Source organism: Streptomyces sp. NRRL B-1347 (genome assembly GCF_000720325.1).
Taxonomy (GTDB): Bacteria; Actinomycetota; Actinomycetes; order Streptomycetales; family Streptomycetaceae; genus Streptomyces.
The window spans coordinates 220938-239859 of record NZ_JOJM01000003.1; the positions used below are offsets into that span (position 1 = coordinate 220938).

At 73.8% G+C, this 18922-nt stretch carries 16 protein-coding genes; 6 read left to right on the plus strand and 10 right to left on the minus strand.

Features of this window, described 5'->3' with window-relative positions; translation table 11 throughout:
* Positions 1–7 precede the first annotated feature (7 nt).
* Entirely contained in the window at positions 8–601 is a 594-nt protein-coding gene (locus IG74_RS0103545) for a TetR/AcrR family transcriptional regulator (protein WP_234334193.1), read from the minus strand.
* Between the two features lie 71 nt (positions 602–672).
* Between IG74_RS0103545 and IG74_RS0103550 the strand changes: the two genes are divergently transcribed.
* Complete coding sequence (locus IG74_RS0103550) at positions 673–1635, plus strand: NAD(P)-dependent oxidoreductase (RefSeq protein WP_051854500.1); 963 nt, start codon at positions 673–675, stop codon at positions 1633–1635.
* Here IG74_RS0103550 and IG74_RS0103555 read toward each other — a convergent pair.
* Positions 1595–3100 carry a PLP-dependent aminotransferase family protein gene (locus IG74_RS0103555; protein ID WP_420709851.1) on the minus strand — a complete coding sequence of 502 codons (1506 nt, stop codon included), beginning with the start codon at positions 3098–3100 and terminating at the stop codon, positions 1595–1597. The genes IG74_RS0103550 and IG74_RS0103555 overlap by 41 nt on opposite strands.
* Before the next feature lie 67 nt (positions 3101–3167).
* Between IG74_RS0103555 and IG74_RS0103560 the strand changes: the two genes are divergently transcribed.
* Both IG74_RS0103560 and IG74_RS0103565 read left to right on the plus strand, forming a co-directional pair.
* Complete coding sequence (locus tag IG74_RS0103560; protein ID WP_030669409.1) at positions 3168–3770, plus strand: LysE family translocator; 603 nt, start codon at positions 3168–3170, stop codon at positions 3768–3770.
* A 67-nt stretch (positions 3771–3837) separates the two neighbouring features.
* A complete protein-coding gene (locus tag IG74_RS0103565; RefSeq protein WP_030669413.1) occupies positions 3838–4530 on the plus strand; it encodes a B3/4 domain-containing protein in 693 nt (230 codons plus the stop codon).
* A 462-nt stretch (positions 4531–4992) separates the two neighbouring features.
* Here the strand turns inward: IG74_RS0103565 and IG74_RS0103570 are convergent, their stop codons facing one another.
* The 7 genes from IG74_RS0103570 to IG74_RS0103600 form a co-directional block, all read right to left on the minus strand.
* Complete coding sequence (locus IG74_RS0103570) at positions 4993–5943, minus strand: LacI family DNA-binding transcriptional regulator (RefSeq protein WP_234334218.1); 951 nt, start codon at positions 5941–5943, stop codon at positions 4993–4995.
* Positions 5944–6097: 154 nt separating this feature from the next.
* Positions 6098–6958: an ROK family protein gene (locus IG74_RS0103575; RefSeq protein ID WP_030669419.1), complete on the minus strand. Its 861-nt coding sequence runs from the start codon at positions 6956–6958 to the stop codon at positions 6098–6100.
* Positions 6955–8649: a class I mannose-6-phosphate isomerase gene (locus IG74_RS0103580; RefSeq protein ID WP_030669422.1), complete on the minus strand. Its 1695-nt coding sequence runs from the start codon at positions 8647–8649 to the stop codon at positions 6955–6957. The genes IG74_RS0103575 and IG74_RS0103580 overlap by 4 nt, the downstream gene beginning before the upstream one ends.
* 38 nt (positions 8650–8687) lie before the next feature.
* Positions 8688–11852, minus strand: coding sequence for a glycoside hydrolase family 38 C-terminal domain-containing protein (locus tag IG74_RS0103585; RefSeq protein ID WP_030669426.1), 3165 nt, complete (start codon positions 11850–11852; stop codon positions 8688–8690).
* A gap of 25 nt (positions 11853–11877) precedes the next feature.
* Complete coding sequence (locus tag IG74_RS0103590) at positions 11878–12690, minus strand: carbohydrate ABC transporter permease (protein WP_030669428.1); 813 nt, start codon at positions 12688–12690, stop codon at positions 11878–11880.
* Positions 12691–12699: 9 nt separating this feature from the next.
* Entirely contained in the window at positions 12700–13683 is a 984-nt protein-coding gene (locus IG74_RS0103595; RefSeq protein WP_030669431.1) for a carbohydrate ABC transporter permease, read from the minus strand.
* Entirely contained in the window at positions 13680–14984 is a 1305-nt protein-coding gene (locus IG74_RS0103600) for an ABC transporter substrate-binding protein (RefSeq protein WP_051854501.1), read from the minus strand. The genes IG74_RS0103595 and IG74_RS0103600 overlap by 4 nt, the downstream gene beginning before the upstream one ends.
* Positions 14985–15597: 613 nt before the next feature.
* Here IG74_RS0103600 and IG74_RS0103605 point away from each other — a divergent pair.
* The 3 genes from IG74_RS0103605 (at position 15598) to IG74_RS0103615 (ending at position 17401) form a co-directional block, all read left to right on the plus strand.
* Positions 15598–16227: a LysE family transporter gene (locus IG74_RS0103605; protein WP_030669437.1), complete on the plus strand. Its 630-nt coding sequence runs from the start codon at positions 15598–15600 to the stop codon at positions 16225–16227.
* A 137-nt stretch (positions 16228–16364) separates the two neighbouring features.
* Entirely contained in the window at positions 16365–16781 is a 417-nt protein-coding gene (locus IG74_RS0103610) for a tautomerase family protein (protein ID WP_030669440.1), read from the plus strand.
* A complete protein-coding gene (locus IG74_RS0103615) occupies positions 16778–17401 on the plus strand; it encodes a histidine phosphatase family protein (RefSeq protein WP_030669443.1) in 624 nt (207 codons plus the stop codon). The genes IG74_RS0103610 and IG74_RS0103615 overlap by 4 nt, the downstream gene beginning before the upstream one ends.
* A 51-nt stretch (positions 17402–17452) precedes the next feature.
* Here the strand turns inward: IG74_RS0103615 and IG74_RS0103620 are convergent, their stop codons facing one another.
* A complete protein-coding gene (locus IG74_RS0103620) occupies positions 17453–18448 on the minus strand; it encodes a cation diffusion facilitator family transporter (protein WP_030669447.1) in 996 nt (331 codons plus the stop codon).
* Between the last annotated feature and the right edge of the window lie 474 nt (positions 18449–18922).

Sequence of the window (18922 nt, forward strand, 5' to 3'; positions counted from 1 at the left end):
CGCGGCGCTACGTCCGTTCGGTGACCGCCGCGTCGAGGAGCGGCCCGAGCTCGGCGACCGCCGACGTCAGGGCCCGCGCGTCGCGTTCGGCACGGGCGATGAGCAGGGCGCCCTCCAGGGTGCTGATCATGAGGGTCGCGAGCGGCTCGGCGCGCCCCGCGGGCACGCCCATGTCCGTGAGCGCCCCGGCCACCGACCGGGTCCAGCGGCCGAACGCGGCCGCGGCGGCGGTCCGGGTGGACTCCGTGGAGCCCCCGCGGTCGACCACGGCCGCGGCGACCGGGCAGCCGGTGGCGGCCGGGGCGGACTCCAGCTCGTCGGTCCACTGGCGGACCATCGCGGCGAACAGGCCGCTGGGCGAGGGCTCGGGGAGTCCGGCGACGAACCGCCCCACCCGCTTAGCCGCGTAGTCGCCGCTCCATGCCACGGCCTCGTTGACCAACTGCTCCTTGCCGCCGGGGAAGTAGTGCTGGAGCGAGCCCCGCGGCGCCTCCGCGCGCGCGACCACGTCCCGCATCCCGGCGGCGGCGACGCCACCGCCGCGCATCAGCTGCGCCGCGCTGAACACCATCCGCTCACGCGGTCCTCGCTCGGACCCCATCGCCGTCCTCCACCTCACGCACCGTCTGCCGACCTCCCCCCGCGCGTACTACTATGACAGCCGTCATACCTATGACAGCTGTCATAACCGGGGCCGCGGGGCCGGAGTACGGGGGTGCGCGCGTGGACGTGGGATTCATCGGACTCGGCGTCATGGGGCAGCCCATGGCGCTCCGCCTCGCCGGCTCCGGCGCCGAGTTGATCGTGTGGAGCCGCACCGCGGCGAAGTGCGAGCCGCTGCGCGCCGCCGGGGCGCACGTCGCGGCGGACGCCGCCGAGGTCTTCCGGAAGGCGCCCGTCGTGATCCTGATGCTCGCGAACGGCGACGCGATCGACGCCACCCTCGGCCGGGGCACACCGGACTTCGCCGCGCGCGTCGCCGACCGGACGGTCGTACACATGGGCACGACGTCGCCCGAGTACTCCCAGGGTCTGGAGGCCGACATCCAGGCGGCGGGCGGGCGGTATGTGGAAGCCCCGGTGTCCGGCTCCCGCGAGCCCGCCGAGGCCGGGCGCCTCGTGGCGATGCTCGCCGGGGAGCCGGCGGCCGTGGCGGAGGTGCGCCCGCTCCTTCAGCCCCTGTGCCACGAGGAGTTCACGTGCGGTCCCGTCCCGAACGCGCTGGTGACGAAGCTCGCGGTGAACCTCTTCCTGATCACCACGGTCACCGGGCTCGCCGAGTCCTTCCACTTCGCCGAGCGGCACGGTCTGGACGCCCGGCAGTTCCTGGAGGTCCTGGACGCCGGGCCGATGGCCAGCGGCGTCTCTCGGATGAAGGCGCCCAAGCTGCTGGCCCGCGACTTCGGCGTCCAGGCGGCGGCCCGGGACGTCCTGATGAACAACCAGCTCGTCGCGGCCGCCGCCCGCGCGGCCGGAGTGGCTTCGCCGCTCCTCGACGTCTGCCACGCGCTGTTCGCGGACACGGTGGCGCTCGGCCACGGGGAGGCCGACATGGTGGCCGTCCTGCGTGCCGTCGAGGCACGGACCGAGCAGGTCAGCGGAGCAGGCTCCCGATCAGCGCCACGCCCTCGCTGATGTCCGTCGGCGTGCTCGCCGCGTAGCCGAGGACGAGGCCGGGGCGCTGCGGGCGCTGGGCGTGCCAGGACAGGGGCTGCACCTTCACGCCGCGCTCCAGGGCCGCCGCGGCGAGGTCCGTGTCGGCGCGGTCACCGGCCCCGTCCGGGAAGGTCACCATCAGGTGCAGGCCCGCGGCGGCGCCGTGCACGACGGCGCCCGGCAGATGTGCCGCGATGGCCGCGATCATGGCGTCGCGCCGTGCGCGGTGCCGCCTGCGCAGGAGCCGCAGATGGCGCTCCAGGTCCCCGGACTCCATCAGCCGGGCGAGGACCAGCTGCGGGAGCGCCGCGTTGCCCAGGTCCGCGAAGCGCTTGGCGTCCACGAGCGCGGCGTGGTGCGCGCGGGGCGCGAGCAGCCAGCCCACGCGCAGGGCGGGCGCGAGGAGCTTGGAGACGCTGCCCGCGTACGCGACGCGGTCGGGGAGGGTGGACCGCAGGGCAGGGACGGGCGGGCGGTCGTAGCGGTGCTCGGCGTCGTAGTCGTCCTCGATGATCAGTCCGCCGTCGCGGGTCCACTCCGCGAGTTCGCGCCGCCGTACGCCGTCGAGGACCACGCCGGTGGGGAACTGGTGGGCCGGGGTCAGCAGGACGGCCGGGGCGCCGGTGGCCCGCAGCGCGTCCACGCGGATGCCGTCGGCGTCCACGGGCACGGGCGGCGCCTCCATGCCGGACACGCGCAGGTGCTGGCGGAGCCCGAGCGAGCAGGGGTCCTCCACCGCGACGCGGGAGATCCCTGCCGCCTGGAGCACGGTGGCCAGCAGCCCGAGCGCCTGGGCGGTGCCCGCGACGACGAGGACCTCGTCCGGGTCCGCCGCGATGCCGCGGTTGCGGGCCAGCCAGCGGGCGACGGCGCGGCGCAGGGGCGGGGCGCCGCGCGGGTCGCCGTAGCCGAAGTCCGCGGGGACGAGTCCGGCGAGCACGGACCGCTCGGCGCGCAGCCAGGCGGCGCGCGGGAACGCGGCGAGGTCGGGCAGGCCCGGCGACAGGTCGATCCGGGCGGGCGCGGCGCGCAGCGCGTCGAAGACGTCGGTGCCGGGAGGAGTCCTGAACAGCGGGTCTCCGGCTGCCGGTACGGCACGCTCCGCCTCGCGGGGCCCGGTCCGCGGGGCCAGGGGCGCGGCCACGACCACGGTGCCGCCCCTCCCCCGCCCGGCGACGTGCCCGTCCTCCGTCAGCCTGCGGTACGCCTCCGTGATCACACCGCGGGAGACGCCGAGTTCGGCGGCGAGCACCCGGGTCGCGGGCAGCCTGCTGCCGACCGGCAGCAGGCCGTCGGCGACCGCGCGCCGGACCTGCCGGGCCAGCCAGTCCGCCATGCCGCCGCGCGGGGCCTCGGCGGTGTTCAGCTGGAGGAAGTCGGAGGCGGAGGGCGCCGCTGGCCCGCCGGGCGCCGCGGGCCCGCCGACCATGGTGGAGTCGCGCATTTTGGACCTGTCGGAGGGAGATCCATTGGACCTGTTCACCGATCCATTGTGACGGCAGAGTCAAGCCATGGAATTTCTGCTCACCACGCTCGTGATGACCGTGACGCCGGGCACCGGGGTTCTCTACACCGTCTCCGCGGGGCTCTCGCGGGGCCCGCGCGCCAGTGTCGTCGCGGCCGTCGGCTGCACCTTGGGCATCGTTCCGCACATGCTGGCGGCGATCACGGGGCTGGCCGCGCTGTTCCACACCAGCGCCCTCGCGTTCCAGACCCTCAAGTACCTCGGCGTCGCGTACCTCCTCTACATGGCGTGGAAGACGCTCCGCGACCAGAGCGCGCTCACCGCGGACCAGGACGACGGCGCGCCGCGCTCCTCGGCCCGGGTGATCGTCGACGCCGTGCTGCTCAACCTCCTGAACCCCAAGCTCACCCTGTTCTTCTTCGCGTTCCTGCCGCAGTTCGTGCCCGCGGGCCATCCGCACGCGGCGCTTCGGATGGTCGAACTCAGCGGGTACTTCATGCTCCTGACGTTCGTCGTGTTCGCCGCCTACGGGCGGTTCGCGGCGGCGATGCGCGATCACGTCATCGCGCGGCCCGCGGTGGTGACGTGGCTGCGGCGCGTCTTCGCGGGCGCGTTCGCCGCGCTGGGCGCGAAGCTCGCGCTCTCCTGACAGCTGCTTGTCACCCCCGCTGGTTCCCCAACTCATTCCCCAACGGCCCTCACCGATCGGAAACACCGTGCACTTCCAGCATGCGCCCGCCCTGTGGCGGGACTTCCCGGCCCTGGTTCCCGGCGTGCTCCTCGCCCGCGGCCTCACCCCGGACGTCCCGGTCGACGCGCCGGTCGCCCGGTACGGCGCGGCGGCGGCCGAGCGCCTCGCCGCCGCCCCGGAGAGCCAGTTCCCCGAAGTCCAGGCCTGGCGGCGGGCGTTCGCCACGCTCGGGCTCAAGCCCACCCAGTACCGCTGCGCCTCCGAGTCCCTGCTGCGGCGCTTCCGCAAGGAGGGCTCGCTGCCGCGCATCCACCCCCTCATCGACCTCTGCAACGCCGTGTCCCTCGCGTACGGCATCCCGGTCGGCGTCTTCGACCTGTCCCGCATCAGCGGGGACCTCGAAGTCCGGTACGCCGACGGGGACGAGGCCTACGAGACGTTCTCCGGCGGCCTCGAGCGGCCCGACGCGGGCGAGGTCGTCTTCGCCGACGGCGCACGCCGGGCCCACGCCCGCCGCTGGACCAACCGGCAGAGCGGCCACTCGGCCGTCCGGGCCACCACGTCCGACGTCCTGATCATCACGGAGGCCCTCCACGACACCGCGGCACAGGACGTGCCGAAGCTGGTGTCCACCCTCGCCGACGAGCTCCGCACGACGTGGTCGGCCGAGCCGAGGACGGCGGTGCTGAGCGCGGAGGCGCCGGTGTTCGCCTGCTGAGCACCCTTGAACGGCCGCCGCACACGACATAGGCCCCTCACCTTGGTGGTGAGGGGCCTATGTTTCATGGAGCGCCCGGCAGGCCTTGCACCTACATTTCCCATCGGATGATGGGCGTCTTTCCTTGGACCACAGACGCGCGACTCCGGTGCTGCGCACCGACGTTGTAATCAAATCATACACGGCTCGCGCACGACATCCGCCACCGGAGCCAGGCGCACCACGCGGTCCAGGAAAGAGCCTTGGCGTACCAGTGGTCCGCCTTGCCGTGGCGTCCTCCACAGCGAGAAGGAGGCCTCGGCCCAACCCCGACGTGATGCGGGAGTACTTCACCGAGATGGGGCGGCGAGTGCTGTGACGCCCGACCACGTCGGTTGATGGTCCATTGAGGCATGCGGCCCATGGTGCCCTCAGATGTGTGGGCACGCGGTCCGTAGGGGGAAGTGGGTGCTGGTCTTCCGGTCAGGCGCCGTACTCGACCAGTTCGGTGGTGAGTACCAGGCGTTGGGGGCTCGGGGGTGGGGTGGGCTCGGGGGGGTGGTCGCGGGTGTGGTTGCGGAGGAGGCGGCCTGCTGCGCGGCCGAGTTCGTCGCTGTCGTAGGTGACCAGGGTGAGGGGCAGGCCGAGGGCGTCGGCGAGTTCGAAGTCGTCGAAGCCCGCGAGGGCGGTGGCGGAGCGGGTCGCGCGGAGGGCCCGGAACGCCCCTATGGTGTTGCGGTTGTTGGAGCAGAACAGGGCCGTGGGCGGGTCGGGCAGGCCGAGGAGTTCGGTGGCCGCGCGCTCGGCCTGGTGGGGCTGGGTCTGGCCCTGGCGGACGTACCGCTCGTCGGCGGGCAGGCCCGCTTCGGCGAGGGCGGAGCGGTAGCCGCGCAGGCGCTCGGTGCCGGTGTAGACGGTCGGGGGCGAGCCGAGGAAGCCGATGCGGCGGTGGCCGCGCGCGATCAGGCGCGCGGTGGCGTCGCGGGCGCCGCCGAAGTCGTCGACGAGGACGCAGTCCGCGGCGAAGCCCTCGGGCGGGCGGCTGGCGAGCACCACGGGGACGCCCTCGGCGGCCGCGGCGGCGAGGTGGCGCTGGTCGTTGCCCACGGGCACGGCGATGATGCCGTCCACGCGGCGGGCCACCAGGTCGGCGACCAGGTCCCGTTCGGCGTCCAGGTCCTGCCCGGTGTTGCCTATGACGGTCTTGAGGCCGTCGGGGGCGAGCACGGAGTCGACGCCGAGGGCGAGCCGGGAGTAGAAGGGGTTGGCGAGGTTGGTGACCACCAGGCCGACCAGGCCGGTGCCGCGGCCCAGGCGCAGCCGGCGGGCCAGTTCGTTGGGCCGGTAGCCGAGCGCGGCGGCGGCCGCGCGGACCCGGTCGCGGGTGGCCGGGTGGACCCGGGGGTCGTCGCGCAGCACCCGCGAGGCGGTCATCGCGCTGACCCCGGCCCGCTCGGCGACGTCCCGCAGGGTGGCCTTGCCGCTCGGCCTGCCGCTCCTGGGCGCGCCCGCCCCGCTCTCGGGCTCATGCGGAGTTCCGGGCACGATGTCCCTCCCTTTCCCACTGCACGGCGTTCCCTGCCGCGCCCTACCGCGGCACGGTGTCCCGGCCCTCCGCGTGGAGCGCCGCCCCCACCAGCGCCGCGTCCCCGCCGAGCGCGGCCGCGCCCAGCTCGACCGGGGTGTCCCCCAAACCGTCGCGAAGCGCCGGGCCGACGAGGTCCCAGGACGCGGCCATGCCGCCGCCCACGATAAGCGCCGTGGCCCCGAACTCCCTTACGTACGGTGCGAGTACGGCGCCGAGGGGGCACAGGGACTCGTACAGGACGCGGGCGGCGCGGCGTTCGCCCGCGCGGGCGCGGGCGGCGATGTCCCGCACGTCCGCGTCGCGATCGCCGTAGCGGGCGATGACGGCGCGGCGCGAGACGGTGTCCTCCAGCGGGCGGCCCTCGGCCCGGGTGAGGTCGATGCGGCCGAGCGGCGGCACGCCGGGGCCGTCGTGGCGTACGGCGCCGTCGGCGAGGAAGGCCGAGCCGACGCCCGTGCCGAGGGTGATGCCGACGCATCTGCGGTGGCCGCGCGCGGCGCCCGCGTGCCACTCGCCGAGCGCGAAGGCGTGCGCGTCGTTGAGGAACGCCACGCCGGAGGGCCGCGGCCAGACGCCGTCGAGCAGGACCGACGCCACGTCGATGCCGTACAGGTCGTCGAACTTGCCGACGCCTTCGTAGCGGGCGACGCCCTTGTCGTAGTCGAAGGGGCCCGGCACGGCGATGCCCCACAGCTCGCCCGCCGGCGCGTCGAGGTCGGTGGCGCAGCGCACCACGGCGCCGAGGACGTGTTCGGCGCTGCCGCGCGCGTTCAGGGCGCGGCGCACCCGGCGGACGATGCGGGCGGTGCCGACGAGGGCGGCCGTCACATGGGTGCCGCCCAGCTCCAGGACGGCTCTCATGAGCGGCCCGCGGCGGCCGCGCGGACCAGTGCCTTGACGACCCGCGCGGGGCCGCCGCGCGCGGTGATGCGGTACGGGCCGACGGCCGCGGGGACCGTCAGGGTCTCCGCGTACGACAGCGGATGCCGGTCGCCCGCGGCCGTGCGGAGTTCCACGCCCGCGCCGTCCACGACGTTCAGGACGTGGAAGCGTCCGGCGGTGTCGTCGGTGGCCTCGGCGTCGGCGTCCAGGGTGAGACGCCGCACTTCGTAGAACATCTCGTCCAGGGCGCCGATGACCTCCTCGCGCCAGCCCGGGCCCGAGCGCAGGACGCGCGGCTCCTGCACCAGGTCGCGGGCGACGGCCTCGCCGCGCCGCGCGGTGTCCAGGTTCGCGAGGCCGTGTTCGTAGGGCAGCGCGCGCGGTCTGCCGTCGGCGTCGGGGCGCAGCCAGTCGTAGAAGCGCAGGCTGTACAGGTACGGCGTGGCGCTGATCTCCAGGACGAGGTTGCCCGCGCCGCTGGCGTGCGGGGTGCCCGCGGGGATGAGGAAGAGGCGGCCCTGCTCGGCGGGGAAGGTGAGGACGTGGTCCTCGGGGTCCATGGGCACGCCGTCCTGGGCGGCCTCCTCGACCTCCTTGCGGAACAGGTCGGCGTCGGCGTCCTCGCGCAGGCCGAGGAAGACGCGCGCGCCGGGTCCGCCGACCGTCATGTAGTACGACTCGTGCTGGGTGTACGGCCAGCCGAACCGCTCCCGCATGTACTGCTCGCGGGGGTGGCAGTGCACGGACAGATTGCCGCCGTCGACGGTGTCCAGGTAGTCGAAGCGGATCGGGAAGGAGGTGCCGAAGCGGGCGTGCGCGTCGGCGCCGAGCAGCTCCTGCGGGTGCAGGGCGCACAGGAGCTGGAAGGGCACTTCGGCCTGGAGGCCGGGGCCGGTCCCGATGAGGACGCCGGACTCGGGGGCGATGAGTTCGTAGCCGAGTGCCGTGTTGCGGGCACCCGCGTCGAAGCCGAGCCGCCGCTGCGCCCAATGGCCGCCCCAGGGCGTGGAGTTGAAGTACGGGCGGGTGCGCACCGGTCTGCGGGCGAGGTCGGCGAGGGTGGCGCGCAGGCCTTCGCCGTCGAGGTAGACGGGCCGGTCGGGGTCCTGGACGTCGAGCCAGGCGTCGAGGCGCGGGGCGAGGGCGTCGCGGTGCCGGTCGAGCACGGGCCAGTCGATGTAGAAGAGCCGTCTGAGGTCGCCGGGTTCGTACGGAAGGCCCAGGTTGTGGCCCGTGCCCGCGGCGACGGCGGCCTCCGCGTGCCGTTTGGGCACGTCGGCGTACCACAGGACGTCGTGGGGGACGAGCGCCGCGCCGGGGCCGTACACGAGGAGGAGGTCCCCGGGCGGCCCGTCCGTGCCGGGCAGTTCGTCGAAGAGGTCGCTGAGGGGGTTGTCGGCGAGTCTGCAGTAGTAGGGGTCGCCGGTGCCGTCCTCGGTGCGCTCGCGGACGGCGTGCGGCGGCGCGTAGTGCGCGCGCACGTCCACGGTCCGTACGGGTGCGGCGAGTTGCTCGGCGATGCGGGCGGCGAGGTGGTCGAAGTCCACGGACGGGGGCCCCTCCACGGCCACCGTCCGCGGACGCCTCGGCAGTCGTGCGGCCACGGCGGGCCAGCCGGTGGCCATCACGGCCCCGGGCGCGGGGCCGTAACGCGGGTCGAGCCGGTACACACAGTCTCCTTACCGCTGTGACAGCGACGTGCCAGCTCTCACTGGCGCACGAACAGCACCGCCGCCGTACCGAGGGCGGGCACGTCGACGCTCACCTCCCCGTCCTCCAGGGGCAGTTCGGGTCCCCTGCCGCCCAGGTAGCCCGCTCGGTGGGCGGCGCGCGCCGGGAAGCCGATCCGCACCCGGCACGCCACCCGTTCCTCGGCGAAGGACTGGAGCCGCAGCAGCGCCTCGCCCGCCCGGGGCGTGGTGGCGCCGACCAGGCGCACGCGCGGGTCGTCCAGGGTGATGAAGCAGTGCGAGGCCGGGGCGACCCCCGTGGCGCCCCGGGCCCGCACCGCCCGCAGCGGCCTGCTCCACGCCGCCGCCGTCCGGGTCCCGAGCCCGGTCGCCGTCGGACCGCAGGCGACGCTGTAGCGGAAGGTGGTCTCGAAGCCCTGCTCGCTGGGGAAGTTGGTGTCCCACAGGTTGTTGTGGATCCAGGAGAAGACGGTGGCGGGCTCGTCGTGCCCGAGCGTCTTGGGGAACGGCGCGTACGGCAGCGCGATGTTGCCGAACTGCACCAGCGGCGCGTCCTGCGTGGACCAGGCGACCGCGAGCCCGTCGTCGGCGAGCGTGATCCAGCGGCGCACGGCCCGCATGTGCCGCGCCGAGCCCGGCACCACCGGCAGGCCCGTGCCGGTGGTGCCGCCGGAGGCCTCCATGCGGACGACGGGCCGGTCGAAGGCGAAGGGGAAGGCGAAGTAGGCGCTCTCCTTGCCGAGGGTCCGGTCCTTGTCCAGGCGGTTCTCGACGTCGAGCCGGGGGACGCCGCGCGGCAGCGTGAGCGTGACCCGGAGGCGGTTGGCGCCCGCGGGGCGGGTCTCGTACGTGATCGACTCCGCGGTCGCGGTGGAGCGGCGGTCGATGAGCGCGGCGGGCGGGGCGACGGCGCGCCGCCCCAGGTGTTCCAGGCGCTCGGAGGCGGTGGTGCGGCTGGAGTTGTGGTTGAAGGCTCCGGCGGTGGTGTAGCTGTCGTGGACGTACCCGTTGAAGCCGACGATCGCGTCCGCGCGGACGAGTTCGCGGCCGGTCGCCTTGTCGACGACGGAGGCCACGCAGGCCTGGGCGAGGTCGACGCGGACCGCCAGGTGCTCGTTCTCCAGGAGCGTCGGGTCGGGGTGGGCGGCCGCGCGGGCGGCGCTCTCGGCGGGGTCGTCGCGCTCGGTGCCGCCGGTGGGGTTCCAGCCGGTGGCGGCCTTGACGGCGGCGGGTGTCCCGCGCCGCTCGGCCTTGCCGCCGGCGGCCCGTACGTCCAGGCGCACCGAGCCCGCGGACGGCACCTCGTCCACGCGGACCAGCAGGAAGCGGCCCGCGTCCCGGTGGTCGTCGTTGGTCTGGGGACGCTCCTCGTGGGTCAGCGCGCGGCCGTCGCGGGCGTCGTGCACGGTGACCGGCCGGTCGAGCGGCACCGTGCTCTCGGGCAGGAAGATCCGTACGACGTCGGTGCGCGGCCAGGAGCAGGTGTTCACCACGTGGTACGTGGCCACGGCGCCGGGCGCGGCGGCGAGCCGCTGGCCTAGCCGGGCACCGGCCCGGCGCAGCAGCGCCCTGCCGTCGTCGTGGGCGCGCATCGCCTGCCCGTACTTCCAGTGCCACTGGTGCTCGCCGGAGTGGCCGCCCTCGTCGCCGTGCGTCCACGGGTCGCCGGCGCCCCAGGTGTGCTCGTCGAAGAGCGACACCGCCTCGTAGACCCCGGCGGCGTCGCGCGTGTCGTCCTCGGCCCCCGTGGCGTCGAGGAGGGCGGCGAACGTGCCGATGGTCTGGGCGTCGGCGACCGCGGACTGGGCGGTGCGGGCGAGCGACAGCGGGCGCGCGCCCGCGCCCACGCCGTCCACCCACCAGTCGGTCCAGTCGCCTTCGAAGGTGCGGATCTCGCCGCCGATCCTGGCCTCGGCGTCGCGGAAGAAGTCCTCGTTGCGGGAGAGCCTGAGGCGCGGGTACGCCCACGTCTCGTTCCAGCGGCGCACGGTGTCGGCGATGACGCGGCGCGGCGGCGCGTTGTCGCCGAACTTGCCCTGCACCCGCAGGTGGAGCACGTCCCACGGGTACGGTTCGCGCTTGACGTCCACGTGGTCCATGGCCCAGCCGAAGATGCCGCCGCGGTAGGGGTAGGGGTGGGTGGCGAGCGAGGTGAGGTAGGCGGGCAGCAGGTCGTCGACGTCCGCGTACGAGGTGTCGAAGCCGAGCAGCGGGCCTTCCATGTAGGCGAGGCCGTGCGGGGTGTCGGTGACCCACACCAGGACGCTCGCGCCGCTCGGGGCGCGCCAGCGGAACAGGCGTGGCAGCCGCTCGCCGCCGACGAGGTGCGGCACCGAGCGGCCCGCCCAGTTGTGCGCCACGGACAGATAGCGGACGCCCGCCTGGGCGAGGGCGTCGACGAGCCCGACGACCGCGCCCGGCACGTCGGTCTGCATCGCGGAGGTGAGGGTGACGCCGTGGCGCTCGCGGACGCCGTGGGCGAGGCGGAGCAGTTCGTGCAGCTCGTCCGTGGAGCAGGTCTCGGTGTGCAGGTTGAACGGCATCGCCGTGAGCTCGATGCGCCCCTCCCGCACGCGGCGCATCAGCTCCTCGACCTGCTCCGCGGGCCGGGCCGCGGCCCACTGCTCGAACGACCACAGGGACTCGACGCACCAGCGGAACCGGGACTCGGACGGCCAGTCGTCGGTCGCCCGGGTCAGTTCCAGACAGGAGTCCAGGAACGACAGGTGTTCGTTGAGGACCTGTCCCTGGGGGTCGGTGTAGCCGATGTCGAGGTGGGAGTGGTGCACCAGGTGCACCGTCCACCGGCGCTGCGGGGTCAGCTGGACGGTGATGCCGTCGGATCCCTGCGGCAGGCCCACGGTCAGGCGCGTCGCCGTGTCCACGGCGGGCACCAGGAGCCGGGCTCCGCCGCCGGGCCCGGCCACGCGCTCCGCCCGCACCGCCGCGCCCGACCCGGTGCGCACGGCCAGCTCTCCGGGGACCCGGGAGCCGTTGACGGGGTCGATCCGCAGCGACTGGAGCAGGGTGCCGTCGGCCGCCTCCCGCAGCAGGGGTTCCTCGCTGAGCCGGAGCGCGGCGCCGTCGAGGGTGCCATCGGCGGCGACCACGCCGGAGCGCAGGCTGGCGCGGATGCGGTCGTTGTCCCAGTCGGCGGTGCGGACCAGGGCCCGTGTGGTCATGCGGATCTCCCCGGGTGGCGGGCGGTCAGCGGACGGACGCGGCCATGCCGCGCAGGAACAGGCCGCGGAAGACCAGGAACAGCAGCAGCGTGGGCACGGACACGACGAGGGCGCCCGCGAGGATCACGGGCGGCCCGCTGGAGGCGTAGGTGGCGCGGAGGGTGGCGAGCGACGCCATGACCGGCTGGACGTCGCCGCTGCGGCTGAGGGTGAGCCCGAGCAGCAGGTCGTTCCAGACGGCGGTGAACTGGAAGAGGAAGGCGGCGCCGAGCCCGGACCGCATCAGCGGCACGTGGATGCGCCAGAAGACGCGGGTGAAGGAGGCGCCGTCGATGAGGGCCGCCTCCGTCAGCTCGGGCGGCATCGTGGTCATCTGGTTGCGGATCAGGAAGAACGCGAACGGCACGGCCCAGGCGACGTAGACGAGCATCAGGCCGAGCCGGGTGTCGTACAGGTTGGCGTCCGCGTACAGGCCGAACAGCGGCGCGAGGAAGACCTGCAGCGGGAACAGCGTGCCGGAGTAGATCAGCCAGAACCAGAACGCGGGCCGCGGGACGGGCAGGACGACCACCGCGAACGCCGCCATGGCCGCGACGAGCACCGCGACCAGACCACACACGACGGCGTACAGGAGCGAGGCCTGGAAGCTGTCGCCGATGCCCGCCTCGTCCCAGGCGGTGCGCACGTTGTCGACGAGCGCGAAGCCCTGGAACGTCCAGTCGGGCTTGCCCGCGTACTCGGCCACGGGGGTCAGCGCGTTGACGACGAGCAGGTACAGCGGGAGCAGCCAGAGCGCGACGCACCCGGCGACGAAGGCGTGCCTGCCGATCCGGCCCATGATGCCTCCTCAGGCCTTCGACCAGCCCGTGTCGGGCATCTGACGGCTCAGGTACAGCCAGGACGAGGCGACGACGACCACGGAGAGGACGAGGGCGATCGCCGAGCCGTAGCCGACGTGGAACAGGCGGAACGTCTCGCGGTACATGGTCAGGGCGAGGGTCTCGGAGGAGCGGGACGGGCCGCCCTGGGTGAGGATCCAGATCATGTCGAAGGCCTTCAGGCTGTTGACGATGGCCATGCCGACCACGACCACGGTCACGGCGCGCAGCTGCGGCAGCGTGACGTACCGGACCATGCGCCAGCCGCTCGCGCCGTCCAGCTGGGCGGCCTCGACGGTGTCCCGGGGGATGGCGCGCAGGCCGATGGCGAAGAGCACCACGTTGAGGCCCGTCGCCTGCCAGGTGCTCGCGACGATGAGGGCCAGGGTGTTCTGCGGCCACTCCAGGAGCCAGAGCTGCGCCCACGAGTCGAGGCCGACGGCGCGCAGGGCCTGGTTGACGGCGCCGTCGGAGGTCAGCATGAAGTACCACAGGGCCGCGGTGGCGGTCCCGGAGATCGCGAAGGGCAGCACGATCACCAGCTGGGCGAGGCCGCCCCAGCGCAGCCGGTGCGTGGCGAGGGCGATGACGAGCCCGGCGAGCACGGGCAGGAGCAGCGTCCCGGCCACCCACATCAGGGTGTTGAGCAGGGAGCGGCCGAAGACGGGGTCGTCGGCGAGCCGGGTGTAGTTGTCGAGCCCGGTGTAGCTGCTCGTGAAGCCGTTGTCCTCGAAGAAGCTGCCGTACACGCTGCGCAGGAACGGGTACACGAGCAGGACGCCCACGAACGCGAAGGCGGGCAGCGCCCAGGGCAGCGCGGTCAGCGGCCCGCCGAGCCGGGCGCCGGGGCGCGCGGCCTGGTGGGGGGTGCGCAGGGGCACGCGCCTGCGGCGTGCGCGCCGCTCGCGGGCGGGCGGCGCGGGCGCACCGGTGGAGGACACCGTTCCGGTCATGTCTCGGCCGCCTCCCGCCACACCTTCCAGGCGTCGTCGGCGCGGTCCTGCATGGTGCGCAGGACCTTCCGGTACGAGGACGGGTTGAGCAGGAATCCGGCGAGGTCGTCGACGGTGGCCTCGACGAGTTCGGGCGGGCCCTGCTCCCAGAAGCGGTTGAGCAGCCACAGGCGGTCGCCGCGGACCTTCTTCTGGAGTCCGGCGATCACCGGGTTGGCGGGGGCGACCTCGGGGTTGGGGCAGCCGTCCTGGAGGCTGTGCGAGAACGCCTTCATCACGGCGGGGTGCAGCCAGGCGCGGGTCGCCTTCAGGGCCTCTTCGTGGTCGGGCCCCTTGACGGTGGCGACGAGGGCGCTGGACTCGAAGATGACGCTGGGGCGGGCGCCGGGCTCGGCCATGGGCAGCACGAAGGCGCCCATGTTCGCCCCCGGCTTGGCGCCCGCGGCCACGAGCGTCGAGCCGAGCCAGGTGCCGCAGGGCACCATGCCGACCTTGCCGTGCACGAGGGCCGCGGCGGCGTCGACGTGGTTCATGTCCATCGGCGTGAACCAGTCCCGGTCGAAGAAGGAGACCAGGGTGCGCAGGGCGCGTTCGGCGCGCGGGTCGGTGTAGCGCGCGCGGCCGTTCATCAAGTCCTCGTAGAAGCGCGGGTCCTGGCGGCTGAGGATCTCCTGGAACCAGATGAAGGATGGCCAGCGGCCGTCGGCGGTGCCGTGCAGCGGGGTCACCTTGTTGCGCTTGAGCCGGGCGCAGGCGGCGAGGAAGTCGTCCCAGGTGCGCGGCGGCTTCAGGCCGTGCTCGGCGAACACCTCGGGGTTGTGGAAGAACACCCAGTACGCGAGATTCATCGGCAGGCCGTAGACGCGCCCCCGCTCGGTGAACGCGGAGCGCAGCGAGGGGTCGGCCCAGCCCTTGCGTTCGGCGCGGTCCCACGTCGCGGAGAGGTCGACGATGCCGCCGGTGCGGGCCAGGTCCTTCAGGCGGTAGCCGGACCAGTACTTGAGCATGTCCGGGGTCTTGCGGGTGCGCAGCGAGGACTTGACCACCTGCTCGAAGGACTCCAGGAGCGGGTTGACCTCCGGGACGAGCCGCAGCCCCGCGACGCCCTGCATGGCCTTGCCCGCGGCCGTCATGGGCGCGGCCCAGGCGGCGCTGTCCCCGAACACGGCTACCTTGCCGCGGGGTTGGCCCGCGTCGGTGCCGCAGGCCGTGGCGAGGGCCCCGGTGGCGGCCGCGGCGGCTCCGGTGAACAGGGTGCGGCGTGCCAAGGCGGGTGGCGCGGTGGGCGTGGTACCTGACATGGGCGGCCCCCAGGTGGGTCCCGTGCGTCCCGGGTCGTCCCCCGGGTGTGTACCGGTGTGTACCGAGCGGCACCGGGTGCGTCCGGGGCGTGGCCCGGCCCGGTGTTAGCGTTAACACGAGCGAGATGGAGCGTCGCGGGGGCGGGAACGGATGTCAAGGCCCGGCGCAGCGTTCACGCCACGCGAGGGCCTTCGGAGTACGCCGCTCTCACCCCGGGCGTGACCAAGTCCCCCTCCTCTCACAGGCGTTCGGGCGCGGGCACGACCGACTGGACGGCCCCTGCTCTCCCCCGGGAGCACGCTCGACACGCTCCGCGGCCAGGCGGGTCATGTCTGCGGTCCGGCCCTCGTGCGCCGTCGGCGAACCGAACGGGCGGCAGTCCAGCCGGATGACGACGGTCCCGAAGCGGACCAGGGCGGCCCTGTCTCGAAGCGGACCAGGGCGGCCCGGGCCCGCCCGCGAAAACCAGTTGCCCGGCACCTCGCCCCAGCCACAAGCTCGGGGCATGTTCACCGAACCCGCCACCGCCCCGCTGCCGCTCGCCCCCGCCGCCCGTTCGGCGCGTGGCCAGCAGCAGTCCGGCCGTCCGTGGAGGTCCACGCCGCCGCGCCGATGAGCGGGCACCTGGTCGCGGGGCTCGTCGCCGGGTACGGCATCGCCATGCCGGTGGGGGCGGTCGCGACGTATCTGGTGGGGCTCACCGCCCGGACGTCGTTGCGGGTGGGGGCGTGCGCCGCGCTCGGGGTGGCGACAGCGGACGGGCTGTACGCCCTGGTCGCCACCGTGGCGGGGGCCGCCGCGGCCCACGCCGTCGAGCCGGTGATGGGCCCGCTGCGCTGGGTCTCCGCGTCCGTCCTGATCGCCATCGCCGTACGCGCGGCCGTCGCGGCCGTCCGGCGGCACCGCGCCCCGGACACCGCCGCGCCGCGCGTCGGCAGCCCGCCGAGCCCGGCCCGCGCGTACACCACCTTCCTCGGCATCACGCTGCTCAACCCCACCACCGTCGTGTACTTCGCGGCGCTCGTGGTGGGCGGGCGGTCCGGCTCGGGCGCGGACCACCTCGGGCAGGCCGTGTTCACCCTCGCCGCCTTCGCGGCCTCCGCGAGCTGGCAACTGCTGCTCGCCGGGGGCGGCGCGCTCCTGGGCCGCGCCCTGACGGGCCGCCGGGGCCGCCTGGTCACGACGTTGACGTCCAGCGCGGTGATCACGGGATTGGCGGTGCATCTGCTGGCGGCGAGCTGACTGGTTCGCGCAGGCCGGATGCCTGTACCCACTGGCGCCTGAGCCTGTGCCCACTGACACCTCAGCCTGTACCTACTAGTATGTACGAGCATTCAGTCCGCCCACGGACGCCCCGCCCCCGCAGAAGGAGCCCCGCCATGCCCCTCGTCCGCATAGACGCCCTGCGCGCCGACGCCGCGCGCCTCGACGCGCTGGGGCGGGCCGTTCACGACGCGCTCGTGGAGACGATCGGCATCCCGCCCGACGACCACTTCCAAATCCTGACCGGCCACGACGGCGACGGCAGCACGCTGCGGTACGGGAACTACCTGGGCGTGCGCCGCGACGACGGGATCGTCTACGTCGTGATCACCATGCGGGCCGGGCGCACGCCCGACCAGAAGCGCGCCCTGTACCGGCGGATCGCCGAACTGGCCGAGGAGTACGCGGGAACCGAACCGCGGAACGTGTTCGTCACCGTGCTGGAGAACGAGTCCATCGACTGGTCCCTCGGCAACGGCGAGGCCCAGTACGCCCCGGCCCGGGACACCCCGGAGGAGTCAGCCCGCCCATGACCGGATCCGCCGCCCGCCACCTCTACCTCGCCCGGCACGGCGAGGCGTCGCCGGACGAGAGCGAGCTGACCGACGCCGGCCGCCGCCAGGCCGCCCTGCTCGGCGAGCGGCTGCGGGGCCTGCCCCTCACCCGGGTCACCCACGGCCCGCTCCCCCGCGCCGAGCAGACGGCGCGGCTCGCGCACGCGCACCTCGGCTCCGCCGCCTTGCGGTCGTCCGCCGCCGCCGGGGACTACGTCCCGTACCGGCCGCGCCGCGACGAACTGCCCGCCGAACACGCGGACATCATCCTCGACCGGCTGGCGCGGGTGTCGGTGGCAGAGCCGGAGCGGGGAGCGGACCTCGCGCGAGCCGCGCTGGCGCGCTTCACCGGCCCGGTCCGAGGGGACGAACCCCGGCACGAACTGGTCGTCACCCACAACTTCCTCATCGGCTGGCTCGTGCGCGCCGCGCTCGACGCGCCCGGCTGGCGCTGGCTTGGCCTCAACCACGCGCACGCCGCCCTGACCGTCATCCGCTACGCCCCCGACCGCCCGGCGTCGCTGCTGCTGTACAACGACACCGGGCACCTGCCGGCGGAACTCCGCTGGACCGGGATGCCCGCCGAGCTGCGCGTGTGAGCCGCGGGCTCCCCCGCAGCGCCATCCGTACGGGGACCTCCCGCAGTCGGGTCAGTGGACCCGGTGGGTGGGGCCGTGGCCGCTCGTGCAGTGCGGGGCGGCGGAGGCGGGCGGCGTCGCGTCGGCGGCGGGCTCCTCGTGGTCGATCTGGAGGGTGGTGTGCGTGAGCCCGTACGTGTCGGCGAGGAGCTTGTCCAGGTCGCGCCGCACGGCGTGGCAGTCGCCGCCGGGGTGGACGAGGACGTGGGCCGACAGGGCCGGTTCGCCGGAGGTGATGGTCCAGATGTGCAGGTCGTGGACCTCCGCCACGGAGGGCGTCCTGGCGAGTTCGCCCCCGATCGCGTCCGGGTCGAGGCCCGCGGGCGCCGCTTCGAGGAGGATGCGGCCGGAGTCGCGGAGCAGCCCGCAGCCCGCCTTGACCATGAGGACGACGACGAAGAGCGTGGCGATGGTGTCGGCGCGGGCGAAGCCCGTGGTCATGACGATGACGCCCGCGACGGCGGTGCCGATGAAGGCGTACAGGTCGTTGAGGATGTGCTGGTACGCGCCCTCGACGTTCAGCGAAGCGCGGTTCGCCCTGGAAAGGCACCAGGTCGCGGCGAGGTTGACGGCCACGCCGCAGAGCGCGGTGACGAGCACCATCCAGCCGGTGACCTCCGGCGGGTGCAGCAGCCGCTGCACGGCCTCGAAGCCGAGCCACGCGGCGGCGAGCAGCAGCGTGAGCCCGTTGGCCTGGGCGGAGAGTATCTCGGCCCGCTTCAGACCGAAGGTGTACGTGCCCTTGGCGGGCCGCGCGGCGAGCCGCATCGCGACGAGCGCGAGCACGATGGAGAAGGCGTCCGTGAGCATGTGGACGGCATCGGAAATCAGGGCGAGAGAACCGGCCATGAAAGCGATGACCGTCTCGACGGCAATGAAAACGCCAATCAATACGAGCGCGAGCGAAAGCCATCGCCTGTCGGCGTCGGCGGAGACGCCGTGACCGTGCCCGGCGTGGCCGCCGTCCTTGTGGTCGTGCCCGTGCTGATGCGTGTGAGCGTGCCCCACGGAGTTTCCCCCCACGTATGCCGACGGCGGCTGACGAACGGGAGTCAATCGCAATTCGGCGACGGCCGCAAAGGCTGCACCGGTGACCGTTTTCAATGCCGATTAGGGCCTGAGACACCGGTCCCGTACATCTGGAATTGCCGACAAAGGTCGGCTGAATTCACTCCGTTTGAACCCGGTGGCCGCGGTTCACGCCTCGGGGCACCACCGCCGACCGCCGAGGGAGCCGTTGCACGCCCAGATCTGCACGTCGCCCCTTCCCCGGCCCGTCGCCTCCGCTACGGGAGGAATCAGGATGAGAGACAGCAAACCACCCGAAGAGAAGGAAGCACCCCAAGGCCCCCCACGTTCACCCACCGCACGCCTCAGCTTGTGACTCACGCCACGCCGGACGGCTAAAGGATCTTGCTTCCGCGTATCCACACGCCGGTATCCCGTGTGCCACGATGCCACCGTGTTGCTCCACCGCTCTTG